The organism is Desulfoluna sp. CLI2B, assembly GCF_056847375.1.
The window spans coordinates 4,909,296-4,926,920 of sequence record NZ_CP186557.1 but is presented as its reverse complement, the minus strand read 5'-3'; the positions used below and the strand labels follow the sequence as shown (position 1 = coordinate 4,926,920).

General features: G+C 61.0%; 12 protein-coding genes and 1 riboswitch. Of the genes, 3 read left to right on the top strand and 9 right to left on the bottom strand.

The features are described from left to right. Window positions 1-289 precede the first annotated feature (289 nt). From ACOYW2_RS22930 to ACOYW2_RS22895, 8 genes are all read right to left on the bottom strand, one after another. Window positions 290-1,030 carry an ABC transporter ATP-binding protein gene (locus ACOYW2_RS22930; protein WP_482768122.1) on the bottom strand — a complete coding sequence of 247 codons (741 nt, stop codon included), beginning with the start codon at window positions 1,028-1,030 and terminating at the stop codon, window positions 290-292. Beyond that, complete coding sequence (locus ACOYW2_RS22925; protein WP_482768121.1) at window positions 1,027-1,887, bottom strand: ATP-binding cassette domain-containing protein; 861 nt, start codon at window positions 1,885-1,887, stop codon at window positions 1,027-1,029. Before ACOYW2_RS22925 ends, ACOYW2_RS22930 begins: the two co-directional genes overlap by 4 nt. Continuing rightward, window positions 1,884-2,702, bottom strand: a complete 819-nt coding sequence (locus ACOYW2_RS22920; RefSeq protein ID WP_482768120.1) for an ABC transporter permease — start codon at window positions 2,700-2,702, stop codon at window positions 1,884-1,886. The genes ACOYW2_RS22925 and ACOYW2_RS22920 overlap by 4 nt, the downstream gene beginning before the upstream one ends. A gap of 3 nt (window positions 2,703-2,705) precedes the next feature. Continuing rightward, window positions 2,706-3,650, bottom strand: coding sequence for an ABC transporter permease (locus tag ACOYW2_RS22915; protein ID WP_482768119.1), 945 nt, complete (start codon window positions 3,648-3,650; stop codon window positions 2,706-2,708). Further along, window positions 3,647-5,299, bottom strand: coding sequence for an ABC transporter substrate-binding protein (locus tag ACOYW2_RS22910; RefSeq protein WP_482768118.1), 1,653 nt, complete (start codon window positions 5,297-5,299; stop codon window positions 3,647-3,649). The genes ACOYW2_RS22915 and ACOYW2_RS22910 overlap by 4 nt, the downstream gene beginning before the upstream one ends. Before the next feature lie 92 nt (window positions 5,300-5,391). Next, complete coding sequence (locus ACOYW2_RS22905; RefSeq protein ID WP_482768117.1) at window positions 5,392-7,452, bottom strand: TonB-dependent receptor plug domain-containing protein; 2,061 nt, start codon at window positions 7,450-7,452, stop codon at window positions 5,392-5,394. Between the two features lie 221 nt (window positions 7,453-7,673). After that, window positions 7,674-7,864: riboswitch (cobalamin riboswitch) on the bottom strand. Window positions 7,865-8,014: 150 nt separating this feature from the next. Then, window positions 8,015-8,974 (bottom strand): bile acid:sodium symporter family protein, encoded by a 960-nt coding sequence (locus tag ACOYW2_RS22900; protein WP_482768116.1) that lies wholly within the window; start codon window positions 8,972-8,974, stop codon window positions 8,015-8,017. Window positions 8,975-9,592: 618 nt separating this feature from the next. After that, window positions 9,593-11,218, bottom strand: a complete 1,626-nt coding sequence (locus ACOYW2_RS22895) for a PfaD family polyunsaturated fatty acid/polyketide biosynthesis protein (RefSeq protein ID WP_482768115.1) — start codon at window positions 11,216-11,218, stop codon at window positions 9,593-9,595. Between the two features lie 1,019 nt (window positions 11,219-12,237). Here ACOYW2_RS22895 and ACOYW2_RS22890 point away from each other — a divergent pair. Then, entirely contained in the window at window positions 12,238-12,903 is a 666-nt protein-coding gene (locus ACOYW2_RS22890; RefSeq protein WP_482768114.1) for an aminotransferase class I/II-fold pyridoxal phosphate-dependent enzyme, read from the top strand. Between the two features lie 665 nt (window positions 12,904-13,568). Here the strand turns inward: ACOYW2_RS22890 and ACOYW2_RS22885 are convergent. Continuing rightward, the gene (locus ACOYW2_RS22885; RefSeq protein ID WP_482768113.1) at window positions 13,569-14,675 is read right to left on the bottom strand and encodes a M20 family metallopeptidase; all 1,107 of its coding nucleotides are present in this window, start codon (window positions 14,673-14,675) and stop codon (window positions 13,569-13,571) included. 320 nt (window positions 14,676-14,995) lie between these two features. Between ACOYW2_RS22885 and ACOYW2_RS22880 the strand changes: the two genes are divergently transcribed. Both ACOYW2_RS22880 and ACOYW2_RS22875 read left to right on the top strand, forming a co-directional pair. Beyond that, window positions 14,996-15,688: a GAF domain-containing protein gene (locus ACOYW2_RS22880; RefSeq protein WP_482768112.1), complete on the top strand. Its 693-nt coding sequence runs from the start codon at window positions 14,996-14,998 to the stop codon at window positions 15,686-15,688. Continuing rightward, the gene (locus ACOYW2_RS22875; RefSeq protein WP_482768111.1) at window positions 15,621-17,279 is read left to right on the top strand and encodes a sigma 54-interacting transcriptional regulator; all 1,659 of its coding nucleotides are present in this window, start codon (window positions 15,621-15,623) and stop codon (window positions 17,277-17,279) included. Before ACOYW2_RS22880 ends, ACOYW2_RS22875 begins: the two co-directional genes overlap by 68 nt. The last annotated feature ends 346 nt before the right edge of the window (window positions 17,280-17,625 follow it).

Below are 17,625 nucleotides of genomic sequence, written 5' to 3'. Positions count from 1 at the left end.
TTGCCTCCGGCGGCCCTGCCGGGGGCCAAACTTTTGAAACGTTTGACAAACAGGCCTTAAGAAAGCCATCCCAGTCTTCGCCGAAAGAAATGAGTCATTCCTGCACCCGCCCTTTGTGTTGATCGCCCCGAAGGGCGGTCAACACAAAGGCGGGTGTATTTGGAACGTTTTTTGCGGAGCTTTTTTTCAAAAAAGCGACCCGCCGTGGGTGCTAAGTGTTTAAAAAATTTAGAAAACAGGTCGTGGAAAATAGTGACATGAATGCCGTTTTAAGTGCAAATTACATCTGCTACCTGCTTTCAAAGTGGCACACCTTGTCGCCGGAGGCCACGCCTGCCTTTAAGGTGATGACGCGGTGGCACAGGGCGTCGATCAGGGTGGTGTCGTGGGAGATGAGGAGCATCCCGGTGCCGTGTTTTTTGCATTGGGCTTTGAGGAGACCCGCCATGTGCGCGCGGGTGATCATATCCAGGTTGGAGGTGGGCTCATCGGCGATGATGAGGGCCGGTTTTGTCGCCATGGTCCGGGCGATGACCACCCGTTGCAGCTCGCCCCCCGAAAGCTGCCTCGGCAAGCGTTTCAGGCAGGCGGCGGGCAGTCCCACTTCCTCCAGCATGTGGCTGAGCTTTTCTGGGGTGGCCTTGGCAAGGGCCGCCTTTCCCAGGGGGCGGAACACCTCGTTGAGGCTTTCGGCGATGGTGAACCGTGGGTTCAGGGCCGATTCCGGGTGTTGGGTGATGGCCTTGACCCGTTGCCGGTAGGCGGCAAGTTTCCTGCCTTTGAGGGTGAGGATGTCGGTGCCGCCCAGGAGGACCCGGCCGGAATCGGCCGGGGTCACGCGAAGAAGAATCCGGGCCAGGGTTGTCTTTCCCATGCCGCTGGGGCCGGTGATGCCCAGGATCTCACCGGGGTGAAGGTCAAAGCAGAGGCCGTTCAGTACCGCTGTTTTTTTCGGGAAAAGGCCCGTTGTCCGGTAGCCTTTGGTGAGGTGCCGTACGGCGAGATGCCCCGGAGCGTTTGGGGTGGTCATGGGGTCCTCCTGTGTGCCGCGGCTGACGTGGCAAGGGGCGTCTCGTTGTCATCCAGGCAGAGGGTGCCTGCCTGAAGGAGCCTTTGGGTGTAAGGGTGGGCCGGGGCTGCAAAGAGCTGTCGGGCCGGTCCCTGTTCCACGATGCGCCCTTGTTCCAGAACGGCCACATGGTCGCAGGTGGCGGCCACCTCCAGGTCGTGAGTCACCAGGAGCAGAGCGCTCTGATTTTCTTGGATGGAGACGGCCAAGGTGGCCAGGAGCCGGTCCCGGGTCTCGTTGTCAAGGCCCTGGGTGGGCTCGTCGGCCAGGACGAGCCGGGGATCGCAGGCCAGGGTCACGGCCATGAGAGCCCGTCGGGCCATGCCACCGCTGAGCTGGTAGGGGTAGGCGCGGGCGATGCGGTTGGCCCCGGGGAGGTGGAAGCGCTCCAGGAGTTCCAGGGCCCGGGTCCTGGCATGGCTCCGGGGGAGGCGGCCATGGGCCGCAAGGGTTTCGATGATGTGGTTGCCCACGGTCATGAGGGGGTTCAGGGCGTCGATGCCCTGGGGAAGCAGGGCCACTTCGGCACCGTGGAGGGCCTGACGCTCTGTTGCGGAGAGGTGGAGCAGGCAGTGCCCCTTAAAAAGGGCCTGGCCGGAAACGGTGGCCGGGGCATGCCGGTACAAAAAGCTCCGGGCCGGGGTGAAGAGCCCGGTGAGGGTGTTGCACAGGGTGCTTTTCCCCGAGCCGCTTTCCCCGATGACGGCAAGGCTTTGCCCTGGAGCGATATCGAAGGAGGCCCGGTGGAGGGCCGGGGGGCAGGTTGCGGGATCTCCGAAGTGCACGGTGAGATCGCGGACCGACAGGGTGGGGGTCATGGGTTGGAGCCCTCCAGCTTTTCCCCCAGCCCGTTGAAGGCAAGCACCGTCACGGAGATGGCTAGGCCGGGGAACAGGGCCAGGTGAGGGGCGCTTCGGATCCAGGTGGCTCCGTTGTTGAGCATGGCCCCCCATTCCGGTGTGGGGTCGATGATGCCGAGGCCGAGGAATCCCAAGGCCGATGTCATGAGCAGGTTGCGCCCCATGCCCAGGGTGGCCATGACCACCAGGGGTCCGGTAATGGATGGGAGAATGTGGTGGCCCAGGATATCAAGGCGTGACAGGCCGGCCATGACGGCCACCTCGATATGGTGTTCCTCCTTGGCCTGCATGACCATGCCCCGGACCATGCGGGCGTAGCCGGGCCACATGCCCAGGGAGAGAATCCAGATCAGGTTCACGGGGCCGGGGCCCAGGGAACGGGCCAGCACCATGGTCACCACCAGGGAGGGCATGGCCATGAAGAGGTCGGTGAGGCGCATGAGAAGGCTGTCCGTAAGGCCCCCGGCATAGCCCGCCACGCCGCCGATAAAGGTGCCTGTCACAAAGGAGATGGCCAGGATGCCCAGCCCCACGCCCAAAGAGACCCTGGCCCCGAAGAGGAGGCGGCTCAACAGGCATCGCCCCAGGGCATCGGTGCCCAGGGGGTAGGACCAGGAGGGGGGCTGGAGCCGGTGGATCACATCCACGGCCAGGGGGTCGTGGGGGGCCAGGAGAGGCGCCAGAGTGGCGGCTGCGGCGATGGCAGCCAGGATCCATCCGTGGAGGCCGAATTGCCCGGCCTTTTTCAGGACAGTGGAGAGGGTCGGGTGCATGGATCAGGCCTCCTCCGCGGGTTGCATGCGTTTGTGCACCAGCATGTGGGACAGGTCGGTGACAAAGTGGGTGAGGGTGATGAGGCACCCGGAAAAGAGGACCAGGGCCTGGATCATGGTGAAGTCTCTGCCCATGATGGCCTCCTGGAAGAGGTTGCCGATGCCGGGCCAGGCAAAGACGGTCTCCACGAGGATGGAGCCTTCGATGAGCATGAGAAATTTCAGGGAGAGGTAGGTGATGACGGGGACCAGGGCGTTTCTCAGGACATGGGCCCCTAAGATGCGCCGGGGAGAGAGTCCCCTGAGCATGGCGTACCGGACGTGGGGGCTGGAGAGCAGGTCCAGGACCGAGGCGCGGACCACCCTCAGGGTGGTGCCCACCTGGGAGACGGCCAGCACCCCCACGGGCATGATGAGATGCCGCAGGCTCCCGCTGCCGAAGCTGGGGAGCCATTTCAGGCGAACGGAAAAGATCAAGATCATCAAAAAGGCAAGGTAGACACTGGGCACCGAGGCGTTGACGGCGGCCAGGGACCGGGTGGCCCGATCAAACCACCCCCCCCGGAAGCAGGCGGCGGCCATGCCGCAGGGCAGGGCGATGAGGGTGCTGAGGCCGAGGGAGAGAAGCGCCAGCTTCAGGGTAAAGGGGAACCGCTGGCAAATCTCCTCCATGACGGGGACCCCGGTGCGCAGGGAGCGCCCGAATTCCCCCCTGGCCACCTGGCCGAGCCAGTTGGCGTACTGCCGGTGGATGGGCATGCGAAGGCCTTCGGCTTCGGCCATCTCGGCGATGACCTCAGGGGAGATGAGCTGGGAACCGTAGCGATCCAGAGCGATGATGGTGGCCGGGTCCCCGTCGGTGAGGCGGATGAGGATGAAGGTGAAGGTCACCACCCCGAAAAGCACCGCCACCATGGAGGCCAGCCGTTTTGCAAGGAAAGGGATCATGGGGCCGGCTTACTCCTTGTCGGGGCGTGCCACACCTCCTGGAGGGAGCCCACCCACTCTTCCGGCGGGAAGGAAAAGCCGGAAAGCCCCTTGTTGAAGGCGGCCATTTTGGCTTCATTGACGGCAAAAAGGATGATGTCCTGGGCGTCGATGAGGGCCTGGGCCCGGTTGCCCAGCTCCCGGAAGGCGGCAAGGTCCGTGGCGGCGTCCCGCTGTTCCAGCAGGGCATCGAGGGTGGGCAGGTCTATATGGGCCGACCAGCTCCCCTTGCTGTGGAAGGTCCCGGTCATGCCCAGGTAGAAGGAGGGAATGTTGGGGTGGACGGCGATGTCGAAGTCCATCTGGTCGAGGACCTCAAAGAGAGATCCTCTCTCCTTGGGCCGGATCGTTGCCTGAATACCCACCTTGGTGAGGCCGTCGCAGACCAGGGCGGCCAGGGAGGTGCTTTTGGAAACGGTAAAGGAGACGGCCAGAGGGGCGTTGGCAAACTCTCGGATGCCGTCGCCGTCGGTGTCCCGGATGCCCTCGGCGTCTAAGATGCGCATGGCCTCTCGGCGATCCATGGCGGGCAGGGCCAGGGCCGGATTCTGGAAGGGGGCCTCGGGGCCGAAGGGACCCGGGCAGACTGTGGCAAGGCCGCCCAGCACGGTGTTGATGGCCTCGGTGTCCATGGCAAGGCGCAGGGCCCGTCTCACCCTGGGGTTATCAAAGGGGGGCCGGGTGTGGTTGATCATCACCAGGCGCGTTCCCCAGTTGCTGCCGTGGGCTGTGTGGATAGAAGGGTGGCCGCTCAGGGCGCGAAGGTTCTCCTCTCCGAAGCTGGCCCCGGGGGCGTGGCCGGAGAGGTGGATGTCCCCTGCTTCCAGGGCAATGGTGCGTGCCGCCGCATCGGGGATCACCTTCCAGGTGATGCCCGTAAACGCCGGCTGTCCCTGCCTGAAGTCCGGGTTGCGCGTGACGCGGAACTCCCGGAGGCGCCGGTAGTGGGACTCATCCCACGCGTAGGGGCCGGTGCCGATGGCCCGGGCCACTGCAAAGCCGGTGGCCTTTTTGGACCCCATGGCCGGGGGCATCTTTGCCTTGGCTTGCCCCATGGCCTTGCCCTTATTTCCCATGGCAGGGCCTGCCGTGGCCGGGGCGGGCTTTGCGACAATGGCGGACGGGGCCACGATGCCGTACCCGCTTCCGGCCATGTGGAGGAAAAAGAGGGGCAGGGGGCGCTTCAAGTGGAACCGCACGGTGAGGGGATCCACCACCTCCACATGGTCCAGGGCGCTCCACACCGCTTGCCAGTTGGTGCGGCCCAGGGTCTCGGCGTTGACCTTGACGGCGGCCGCGTCAAAGGGCGTGCCGTCGTGGAATCGGATGCCCTTTCCGAGGGCAAAGGTGTACACCCTGGCGTCTTTGGAGACCGTCCAGGAGGTGGCCAGGCAGGGAACGGGGCGGCTCGCCCCGTCCAGGTTGACGAGGGTTTCGTAGATCAGGGCGGCGGGCTCCCACATGCCCAGGGGCTGGAAGTCCCCGGGCCGGGTGGGGTCCCACCCGGTGCCCACCACCAGTTCGTGGGAACCGTTGGCTTGGGCCCGGTGCAGGGGGACGCTCACCGCACACAGCAGGCAAAGGGCAAGCAACAGGCGTTTGGGGTTCATCAAGGGGATTCTCCTTTGGTTTGAGTGACCCTCATGATTTCGTTGCCTCCGGCGGAACCGCCGGAGGCCTTTGGCTTGATCGTATTGTTTTTTTAGAATGTGTAGTCGACGGCCACCCACCAGGCTCGCTCGGGACCCAGGTTGGCGCCATGGACCTCGTAGTCTTCGTTGGTGAGGTTGGTGACGGCGGCCTGGATGCCCAGCTTGTCGAAGAGCTCCAGGCGAACACCGAGGTCTGCTACCACCCAGTCGTCTACTGTGATGGCCGCTTTGCTCATCATATTTTTGTAGGCCATGTAGGTCATTTCGCTGTTGTAGCGAAGGTCCAGGGAGGTGGTAAGCCGTGCCTTAGGCGAGAGGGCCCGGGTGGCCATGAGACCGGCGTTGGCCTGGTGCAGGGGCCTGTCGGTGAGGCGCCCGGACTCTTTGTCCACGCTGTGGGTGTAGGTGTAGTTGGCGTAATACCCCAGCCATGGCATGAGCTGGCCGTCTGCTGATACTTCAAAGCCGTCGGTGGTGACCTCGTCCAGGTTTTCATATCGCATGACCCCATGGTTCATGGGGGAGGAGATGAGGTCTTCGGCCTTGGAGTAAAAGCCGGTTAAAGAGAGATTGAATTGCTTGGCCAGGCGAAGGTCCACGCCGAGGTCGTAGGACCAGATGGTCTCGGGCTTCAGGTTCGGGTTGGACTCAAAGGGCACCCCGGGCATCATCATCCAGGTAGGGGTATAGAGTTCGTTGAGGTTGGGAGCGCGGAAGGCTTTTCCCGCGGAGGTCCGGAAGCTGATGGTGTCGGTGGCACGGTAAAGAAGGCCGACCTTGGGGGAAAAGGCGTTGTCGGACTCGGAGTTGGCATCGTAGCGCATGCCGAGGGTCAGGGTGAAGGCCTGGAACAAGTCGCTTTCGCTCTGAAGGTAGATGGCCTGGTTGGAGATGGACTCATCCATCTTGGTGCCGACGAGGGCGCCGTCTTCTTTTTTGTTTTCCCATTCCCCGCTGAGGAAGTTGGAGTCCACCCCGGCGGTGAGGTAGTGATTGTCCCCTGCGGCCATGCCAGTTTTGATCTGGATGCCCGTGTCGCGGCCCCAGTACTCACGGGTTCCGTAGTCGAAAGAGTAGGAAGAGGCGCCGCCGCCCATTCCTCCCATGCCTCCGCCGCCACCTGAGGAGCCGGCCTTTTTGGAGATGAGCTCAGAAATGGCATCGGATTTGTCATAGTTGGTGTACACCCGAAAGTCCAGGTCCACCCGGTCCGCCAGCAGGGTGCTGGCATTGGCATTAAGGAAATAAAAAGTCCGTTCGGTCTCTTTTTCCCGTTGTGTGGGTTGGTAATGGGTGTACCCGTTTTCCGATTCGGTCAAGGCCAGGTTACCGCTGAAGGAAAGGCGGGTCTCGTCGGAAAGGTCGTAACAGAACTTGCCGAAGAATCGCTGGTCGTCGTAGGCGGAGTGGTCGCTGATGTCGGTGAATTTTCGGTCAAATGTGTCGGTGGTGTTGTTGTAGGAGTAACTGACCTGCTGGTCCCGCTGGTAGAGGTTGTCGACCTGGCGGTGGCTGGTGTTGAGGGTGTAGGCCAGCTTGCCCTTGCGGCCCGATGCCTCGACACCGGCTTCTCGGAGGCCGAAATTTCCCGCCTTGACCCGGGGGGTGACCTCCAGCCCTTCGGTTTGCTTCTCTTTGGTGATCACGTTAATGACCCCACCCATGGCGTTGCTGCCGTACAGAGAAGAGAAGGCACCTTTGACCACCTCCACTCGTTCGATAGCACCGGTCTGGATCTGGTTGGGGTAGATAAAGCCCGTGAGGGCCGAGTTTGTGGGGACACCATCCACCATGAGGAGGACGCGTTTGCCGCTGCCGACGCCCCGGATGTTGATGGCCATGGGGGAGGTGATACCGAAGTCCGAGGGACGCCTGATATCTACACCGGGAAGGCGCCTTAAAATGTCATCCACGTTGTTTGCCGGTGCTGTTTTGATCTCTTCCCTTGAGACAATTTCCACATCGGCGGTGACTTCATCCGGGGATTTTGCATTTCGTGTGGCAGTTACCACCACTTCATGAAGGTTGGAAGTGGCTGTGTCGTCTGCAAAACTTCCCGCAGGAAGAAGCAGGGCGGCAGCCAGGAGAGGGGCTAGAAAAGTACGCTTCATCTTTTCTCCATTGGCCGGTGTTGCCTGGAAAAAAGGGGGCGTGGCATCGTGGGCTGCTTCAGAACAGTTGCCCTACACACCACGTCGACCTGTTTCAGGCAACAGCCGTCGCGTTGTGCCGGGATAAAAAAATCCCGGATCATCATGAATAAAAATGATCTGGGATTCCCTGATTTCTTCCGCAGATTTCCGGCGCACCTTTCCCTTGTCCACGGAGAAAGGCACCATATGACATTCAGGCAGGTATTCTGACTCTCGGGTCATCCTGAGTCTAACCCGCGTCTTCCCGGCATGAAACATGCCAGTGACATCCTTGCAGCGTTCGTCTCCGATCACAGCGGCGGGCCCGTCCCTGATTCTCACAGGGTTCCCTTTTGGCCTTTTTACAGGCACCTGAATGGTGTACTTTTTGTTTGCGAGTTCCATAAAATAGCTGACATAAGATAAATGTCAACCATGATTTTTCATTTATGAGAGAATTTTTAAAGAATTATCCCCACCGAAGCATTTTGCTTAACATATATCTTCACAACGATAGATATAAATGAACAGTTAGAGCGACTCAGTCCGTTGTCAGCACGGGGCAGGCCTCTTTTTTTTCTTTTCGGGCGTCCAGAGTGGTCCACACCGTTGCCAGGAAGGACCCTGACAGGTTGTGCCAGAGGCTGAAGATGGCGCCGGGAAGGGCCGATGCCGCGGTGAAGTACTTGATTGAGAGGGCCACGGCAAGGCCGGAGTTCTGCATACCCGCTTCGATGGCGATGGTTCTGCATGTTTTTTCATCGAGCCCCAGGAGCTTGGGAAGGCCGTAGCCCGCTGCCAGGCCGCATCCGTTGTGGAGGATGATGGCCAGGGTCAGGGGAAGGGCCAGGGTGGAGAGCCTGGGCTGGTTGAGGCCGATGATGATGCCGATGAGCCCCACGATGGTCACCACCGAGATGAGGGGAAAGACCGGCTGGATTTTTTCCAGGTGCTCCTGAAAGAGGGTGTTGACGAGGATGCCTGCGGCCACGGGAACCACGACGATTTTGAGGATGCTCAGGAACATGGGGAGCATGGCCACGGGCACGGTGGCTCCCACATAGAGCTGGGTGAGCAGGGGCGTGAGTAAGACCGCCAGAAAGGTGGAGGCTGCGGTCATGACGATGGAAAGGGCCACGTCTCCACCGGCCAGGAAGGCCACCACATTGGAGGCCGTGCCCCCGGAGACGCTTCCCACCAGGACCATGCCCACCATGAGCTCGGGGGACAGGCCCAGGGCTCTGGAGATGAGAAAGGCGGCCAAAGGCATGATGAGGTACTGGATGGAGATGCCCAGAAGGATCACGTGGGGGCGCTTGAGGGGCTCTTTGAAGTCCCTGGCGCGCAGGGTGGCACCCATGCCGAACATCACCACCATGAGCAGGGGAACAATGAGGGGCTTGAGTTGGGCAAAGTGCTGGGGAAACCGGGCTGCCACCACACAGATGAGAACGGCCCAGACCACAAAGAGTCGGTTAAATCGTTCGATCCACTTAAGCATGACACGTCTACTCCTGATAAAAAAAGTTGGGGCTTTGTCACGACCCGGGGCGCTGACAGAAGCGATGGGGTGGAAGTGAATTGTGACCTGTGCCTTTGGGCCAGATGATGGGCAAAGGGCACTTGGGTTTGTAGACCGGTTTGAGACGTCAATAAGTAATCCAGGGGGCTGGGGTGTCATGCCTTGCTGTGATACGTGGACGGGGCATGGGATGTTGATAATGGGGTGGCAAGGGAAGGCAAGTCTTGGAATCAAGGGCAAATGCACTTATTGCTGAAGAAGCAGCCAAGGGGGGCGGTTGCTATGCTTCGCCTTGTAGGGGCGACGCATGGCGGTGCAATGGGCTAAGATTCCGGAATGAAATGATTTCAAGCGTGGAGGCTGAGCCTCCGTGCATCGTTCCCAGGCGGAGCCTAGGAACGAACGGTACCATATCTATAGCCAAGCAAATCGTGTTTTCAGAAGAATGAAGAGGGCCTCTCCTGCAAAAACGGCTGCCACATGCCACACCCCACGCGAATGCTCCGAAAACGTTTGCATGATGTCTGCCTTCAAGCATTCGCCATCAGGTTTCCAGGTGCCTTCACCTGGCCGCCGGAGGCTTTTTTTATCAATTGCTCAACGGATCTCCACAGAGCACCGGACAAGGGCTTCCCGGGTTTTGGGGAGGAACCGGATCCCGGCAAGGCTGGGGTACTGGCTGGCCAGGATGCGGGAGCGGGCTTCCACGGAGGCGCCCACCAGGAGGTTGAAGGCCACGGTGGTGACGTCCCGGTTGTCGGGTGAGGCCAGGGGCGTGTCCTTGGTCCAGGCGTTGAAGGCGCCGATGGCGGGCCCGCACCAGATCTGGTAGTCCCCGGATCGCTCCGGGATGCCCCGGATGGCCCAGAGTGAGGCCTGGCCGAGGTAGCTTCGGAAGATCAGGGCCATGCGGTGCTTGGGGTCGGACTGGGCCTTGGCCAGCTGGGAGGGGTCTCGCTCTTCAAAAAAAGCTTTCGTCTCCTGCCATACCTGCTCCAGGGGCTTGCCCAGGATTTTTTTCTCCACAAACATACGATCGGACTCGGGCAGGGCCTCGATGCTCGGGTGCTCCTTGTAGAGGGCAAAGAGCTTGGCCGCGCGCATGGCGAACATGGTGCCCCGCTTGAGCACCTGGACCTTGCCCCCCATCTCGAACATGTCGGCGGCAGGCGCCATGGTGACGTCGGCCTGGCGGGCCTGGGCCAGGGCGATTTTGACCGGCTCGGCGGTTCCTGCCTCCACGCAGGCCTGGTTGATGGTGCCGGTGAGGACGTAGTCTGCACCCATGGCGTAGGCGGCGGTGGCAGACACGGGCGCGGCAATGCCCCCGGCCAGGCCCACACCGATCTTTTCAGGGTATCCGTGGGTCTCCATGAGGCGGTCCCGCACGGCCTGGATGGCCGGAAGCAGGGCCAGGGCAGGGCGGTTGTCCGTGTGGCCCCCGGAGTCGGCCTCGGCCGTGATATCGTCGGCCATTGGGATGCGGGGGGCCAGGGCCAGCTCGGTGTCGGTGATGAGTCCCCTGGCGTGGAGCTTTTTGAGGATCTCCGCAGGGGGCGGGCTCATGAATTTTTCGGCGAGCTCTTCCCGGGAGAGTTTGGCAATGATCTTGTTGGGCGTGATCACCCGTCCGTCGTCGTCTAAGTAGATGCCGGTGACCCGGTAACGCACAAGGGCCATGGTCATGGTGAGAAAGGCCGCGGCGCTGACGCAGCGGATCCCTTCGGAGAGGTAGAGCTCGCACAGGGCCATCTCCGCCTCGGGGGCGCCGTGGTGGTGGAGAAAGTTGAACCCAAAGGGAAACGGCTGAGCCGCAGCCGCTTGTTTCAGGCGGGCGATGGCCTCCTTGATGCGGGGGAGGGTGCAGCCGCCGGATCCGAAAAATCCCAGCATGCCGTTTTTCCCGGCAGCCTCCACCATGGCTTCACTGGTGATGCCGTTGGCCATGGCCCCCATAATATAGGGAAAGCGCAGCGCGCTCGACAAAAGTTCGGACCCAAGGGCAGAGATGGGCAGGGCGCGGACCGTGGCCAGGGCGGGGTGCCACTGATCACCGGGCTTGTCGCACCCCAGGCGGATCTCTCCGGAGGTGTGGGCCTCGGGACCGTTTCCTTTGTCTACAAGGAAGAAGGGACTGTCGATGGTTTCAAGGGCCTTTCGGACATCCACGGCAGAGTCGTCGGGGGAGGTGGCGCGCCACCAGGAGGGTACGGATTCGAACATCGGGTTTTTCCACTTGGGTTCGTGCAGTGAGAGGGCCATCAGGAGGCGATGGAACCTCGGGTGCTGGTTATGTATTCAGGCTCCGGCCTCGCATCAGGGGCGATTGTCACTTCCTTGGGCGTGGGGTTTCCTGAACCTTGGTGTTCAGGGGGAGCTGATCATATCGTGTGTCGGTTCGGTTTTCGGAAGGATTTACATGCTAAATGGTCTGGCTGTCAAGGATTCCTGTTCGGGGAACGATTGGGGTGTTGCGAAAATCGTGTCGGGTTGTGTGGCCTGTGATGCTTGTTTGATGCCCTGCGCTTTACCGGGTACACCGGAATTTTCGACGGTATTGCCCAGGCAGCAACCCCGTTTCCCTGACAAAGACCTTTCGTAAATAGCCGCTGTCCGCGTATCCTGACTCCCATGCAGTTTGGCCCCCGGCAGGGCCACCGGAGGCTCTTTTGAGCTGAATGGTGAGCGTTTTTTCTGGTGCCTTTGGTTTGTGGCGGGTATGTTCTTTGGGTAACGAAAGGGCACTTGCCTGTGACCAGAGATGAAGGAGTTGTCATGCATTTTGATAGGCCCATTGACCGCAAAGGGACATCAAGCCTTAAGTGGGATTGGTTTAAAGAGGATGTGTTGCCCCTGTGGGTGGCGGATATGGATTTTGCAGCACCCGAGGCCGTGACCACGGCGCTCACAAGACGGGCTGGCCATCCGGTGTACGGGTATACCCTTCCCTCCGATGCCCTGTACGAGGCGGTGCAGGGGCATATTGCGCGGCACTTTGACTGGCGCGTGGAGCGTGAGTGGATTCTTTTTATCCCCGGTGTGGTCACCGGGTTCAACGTGGCCGCCCGGCTGGTGGGGGAGACAGAAGATATCGCCGTGCCCACCCCCGCCTATCCGCCGTTTTTGTCTGCCGCTAAAAACGCCCGGCGGCAGATGGTGAAGGTCCACCTGCCCGTGGAGGACGGCCGGCTCGTGATCAACCGCGAGGTGCTCGAAGCCCAGGTGACCCCGGAGTATGTACTTTGGCGGCCTTTCGCACCCCGTATAACCCCGGTGGTACCCTGCTCACACAGGACGAACTCGCCGGTATCGTTGATTTTTGCGAGGAACGGGATATTCTCATCTGCTCCGACGAGATCCATGCCGACCTGGTGCTGGACGAAAAGGCAGCGCATATCCCCACGGCCTCCCTTTCGGAAAAAGCCGCCGCACGCACCATCACCCTCATGGCCCCCAGCAAGACCTTCAACATCCCGGGCCTCGGCTGCTCCATGGCCATCATCTCCGATGAGAAACTTCGCACCCGCTTCAAGGCCGCCATGGAGGGCATCGTCCCCCACGTGAACCTCATGGGATACGAAGGGGCCACTGCCGCCTATATCCACGGCGGCCCCTGGCTGAAAGAGGTCTTGTCGTACCTCCGGGCCAATCGGGACTACGCCTTTGAACGTCTTGCCGCCATGAAAGGTCTCACCCCCCTCCTGCCGGAGGCCACCTACCTGATCTGGATGGATGCCCGGGACCTGGGCCTGGATAACCCTGCCACCTTTTTCGAAGAGCACGGCGTGGGCCTCTCAGACGGCGCCTACTTCGACGCCCCTGGCTGGCTTCGTCTCAACTTTGCCTGCACCCGTGCTCTCCTTGAAGAGGCCCTGGACCGCATGGAAAAAGCGTTGGAACAACTTTAAACAAGGCCTTCTGCGGTTAACGTCGGCTCAAAAAGCGTGCCTCCGGCGGCGAGGTGAGCCACCTCGAAAGCATATAGCCCTTGCGCTTTGTCCCTCGTTCCTCGGGCCAAAGCGCAAGGGCCTTCGGCTCGGGCTTCGCCCGATACAAAAGCCGGTAGCTCAGGCGGACAGGCTCTCAACCATCGAAGGTACGGGATACGCTATCATAGCTTGTCCATTATCGGTTTAACCGGACTGTCTCCAGCGGCAATGGGCCAAGCGTTCGCAAATGCTCTCGGCCTTCGCTTGTCGTGCCGTTGCCCGGTGACGTTGGCTGAGTGGTTACACGCAGGCACGGGCGTAGGCGGATTCCTCAGGGCCGTCACATTCGCTGACGGGATGCGCACGTGGTAGGCGGTGTGGGGCACTTAACTATCTTCTTTCGTTCCCAGGCTCCGCCTGGGAATGGTGCATGGAGGCTCTGCCTCCACGCTTGAGTCCCTTCTCAATACCTCACACCGGCAAGGCGGAGCCTTGCAACAGACACTCACAGGCCTCTCCTGAATAAGCGGTTGCCCCATGTCACACATCACGCGAATGCCCTGTTAGCGTTCGTATACCCGCCATCTCCATGCATTCGCCATAGGGTTTCCAGGTGCCCCCACCTGGCCGCCGGAGGCTTGCTTTTAATCCCTGCCATCCGGCAGCATGGCGTGTAGCACTTCCCAGCCCTGGGCCAGGGAGTCGATGATGAGGAACTCTTCGTGGCTGTGGAAGCGGCCGCCCTGGCAGAGGCCCATGCAGACGCAGGGCCATCCTTTGGAGAGGGGGACGTTGATATTGGTGCTCATGGGGATCTCTTTGGGGGTGATGCCGGTGGCGTCGTGGATGGCTTTGACGGCCATGGGTTCGATGCGGTGGCTCTCCACCGGGGAGGCTGCGGGGCGCTCTCCCGTGGTGGTGCAGGAGAAGGTGACGGCTTCTGTGACGTGGGAGGCAAGGCTCTCTTGCAGGTCCTGGTCCAGGCGGTTCAGGATCTTTGGGTCCACGCTTCGGAACTCAAAGGTGGCCGAGGCCCCTGCGGCGATGGAGTTGATCCCTTCCCCGCCCTGGATGGTGCCGACGTTGCAGGAGGCCTGGCCGGGGTGGGTGGCGGTGATGGCGCCGAACCGGTGCTTGACGTCGGTGAGCAGGGCCATGAGGGCATCGATGGCGCTGGGCAGGCCGAAGTCGCTCCAGCTGTGTCCACCGGGGGCCTGGGCTGCGATGCGGTAGCGTTTGGACCCCAGGGCCGTCAGGCAGATGTGGTCGAAGTTCAGGTCAAAGGAGACAAAGAGGTGGGGCGGCTTTTCCTTTTCTGCCACCAGGTGCCGGATCCCTTTGAGGTTGCCGTGGCCTTCTTCCCCGGTGGAGAAGAGGATGAGAAGCGGGCGTTCCAGGGCCACCTTGCGGTCACAGAGGTCTGCTGCCAGGTGGGCCAGGAGGGTCACGGCAGCCAGGTCGTCGGCCACGCCCATGCCCGCGAGCCGGTCTTTGTCGCGGGTCACTTTGGCCTCAAACCCTTCCTGCACCACGTCCATGTGGGCATCGAACACCACGGTCTCTTCCCAGGGGCCTTCTCCGAAAAGCACCCGGAGGTTGCCGGCGTCGTCCACGGAAAAGGGCACGCCCCGGGTGGTGAAAAAATCCTCCAGAACCTTTCGTCTCAACGTCTCTTCCAGGCTTGGCCCGGGTGTTTCCGCCAGGGTAATGAGAAGATCCATGCAGGTGGCTTGCTGAAATGGGGGGCGCATCGTGTTGTTCCTTTCGCGTTGTGGGGTGGGGCCGTGGCGAAACATCTGGTGCCGCCGGGATGTTGATGCATCCGTTGCCGCGGCACGTCGCCTGTTATCCTCGACCATTACCACATGGACAAAAAACCGTTAAGTGAAAGACGGCGAAATTTTTCTTCGTCGCCATGAGACGGTGAGGCGTTTTCCTGAACAGGGATCATGAGAGTAAATTTTGAACTTCTACTTCCCTTGTGTTACCATCCCGCCACGATGTTTGCCTGCCCCGTAACTTAGGCATCGACGTGTGACGAGTTTATCTTTTATCACGAGGCCAGCCACCCATGGACGATCGCAGAGCGCAGAACCACAAGGCCTATATCTCTTTTCTCAATATCATGATTCACTCACAAACCGAAGACGAGCTTGTGGACAAGCTTTGTCTTCTCCTGTCTTCCGGGGAGAGTCGCTACGACTATGCCTGGGTGGGGGGGCCGCCCGCGGCAAAGGGGGAGCTTTTGTCCGTACGCGCCGGGGACGGCCTGGAGGCATTCTGCCCCGACCTGGCGATGATCCGGGGGGACGGCGCAGACAGGCTGGGCTGTCCGGCTGCGGTGGCCATGGCCGACGAGCGGACCTGCATTGTCCAGAATATCGAAACGGATTACAATTTTGCCCAGTGGCGCGATGAGGCCCTGAAGATGGGCTACTCCGCTGCGGTGAGTTTGCCCATTGCCCTTTCCATGGGGGAGTCGTGGGTCATCACCCTGTATGCTTCGGGCGATTATCTTTTTGATGCCGAGGAGCTGAACCTCCTGGGCGTACTGGCAAAGGGGGTGGGGGAGGCGGTCCACAAGCTGCGCCTGGGCGCCGGTCGCTTAAAGTCCATCAAGGCCCTTGCCAGGAGTGAAAAGATGTACCGGGCGGTGTTACGGAGGCCCAAGGCGCACCATCATCATCGACCACGAGATGACGATCCTTTTCTCCAACGAGCGGTTCGAGGCCATGGTGGGGTACACCCGGGAGGAGATCGATAACCGCATGAAGTGGTCCCAGTTCGTGGTCCCCGAGGACCTGGACCGCATGCAGCGCTACCACTACGGGCGGCGAAAGCCCGGGGCGGATATCCCCATCGAGTACGAGTGCCGCATCCACGACAAGGCAAAGAACCTCACCTATATCTACATGAAGGTGGGGATGATCCCGGGCACCATGAACAGCATCGCCTCGTTCATGGACATCACCGAGCGCAAGCTCGCCGAGAACAGCCTGCGGGAGAGCGAGGCCAAGCTCTCCGCCATCTTAACCACCTTCGAGGGGTTTATCTACATCATCACCACGGATCGTCGCCTGGAGTTTATCAACCGAACCCTGGAGGAGAAGATCGGCCGCAACGCCGTGGGAGAGCTCTGCCACAAAGTGATCTACGGGCTGGACACCCCCTGCCCCTGGTGCACGGAGAAGGTGTTCACCGGTGAGACGGTGCGCCAGGAGGTGAAGAGCCCCAAGGAGGACCGCTGGTATTTTGCGGTGCGCACCCCGATTTTCGATACGGACCGCAGCGTGATCAAGGTGCAGTCCATTGTCCTGGACATCACCGACCGCAAGCTCACGGAAGAGGCCATCGCCGCAAGCGCCAAGCACTTGCGAAAGGAGAACCTCCGGCTTCGCTCCTCCATCCGGGAGCGCTACAAGTTCGGAGACATCGTGGGCAAGAGCGAGGTGATGCAGGAGGTCTACGAGCTAATTCTCAACGCGGCGGCCAGCAACGTCCACGTCATGGTCTACGGGGAGTCGGGCACCGGCAAGGAGCTGGTGGCCCGGGCGATCCACAAGATGAGCGACCGGAGCTCCAAGCCCTTTGTGCCCGTTAACTGCGGCGCCATCAGCGAGAGCATCATCGAAAGCGAGTTCTTCGGGTACAAGAAAGGGGCCTTCACCGGGGCGAGTGCCGACAAGAAGGGTTTTCTGGATATCGCCGACGAGGGCACCCTGTTTCTTGACGAGATCGGGGAGATCGGCCTCAACATGCAGGTGAAGCTCTTACGGGCCATCGAGGGCAGCGGCTACACACCGGTGGGGGGCACCCTGGTGCGCAAGCCCAACATCCGCATTGTGGCGGCCACCAACCGGAATCTCAAAGAGCTGGTCCAGAAGGGGCTCATGCGGGAGGACTTTTACTACCGCGTTCACATCATCCCCATCAAGCTGCCCCCCTTGCGCAAGCGCAAGGACGACCTGCCCCTTCTCATCGATCATTTTCTCTCCATGTATGCGGACGGGCGGGAGGTTGCGCCCATCACCGGGCGGCTCCTGGCGGCCTTTACCCGCTACCACTGGCCGGGCAACATCCGTGAGCTCCAAAACGTGCTGAAGCGTTACGTGACCTTGCGAAAGGTCGATTTTATGGAGCTGATGGAGGCGGAGACCCTCGTGGAGGATCCCGAAGAGGAGGAGGCCCTGCCCGACGCCGGGGTGGGTCTGACAGCGGCTGTGGAGGCCTTTGAAAGGCGGGTCATCGAAAATGCCCTGGAGAAGACCCGGTGGCAGAAGGGGCGGACGGCGGAGATTTTGGGGATCCATCGCAAGACCCTGTTTACCAAGATGCGCAAGTATGGGTTGAAATAACCACGTGGTGTGGCGATTCCGCCACAAAATGGCGTAAGCTATTCGAACCAAACAGGGAACGGTCGGAAGGGGGGAACGGGTTGTGGCGATATCGCCACATCGGTTCTCCCCTTCCTGTTCAGGGCTTTCGGTTCCTCTCTTTACTACTTTCCTTATGAAAAACAGGCTTCTGGAATCTTGTTGATAGAGGTGGCATGTTTGTTGCCCATGATTACTCATTGAAACGGCGTATGCGCCGGATAACGGTGGAATGGAATCGTCACCGGGTACCCAGCCCGGTTTCACCGGTTCGGCGGCACCGTGGGCCATGTTGTGCGGCAGCACTCCCCATTGACGCAGGGTCTCC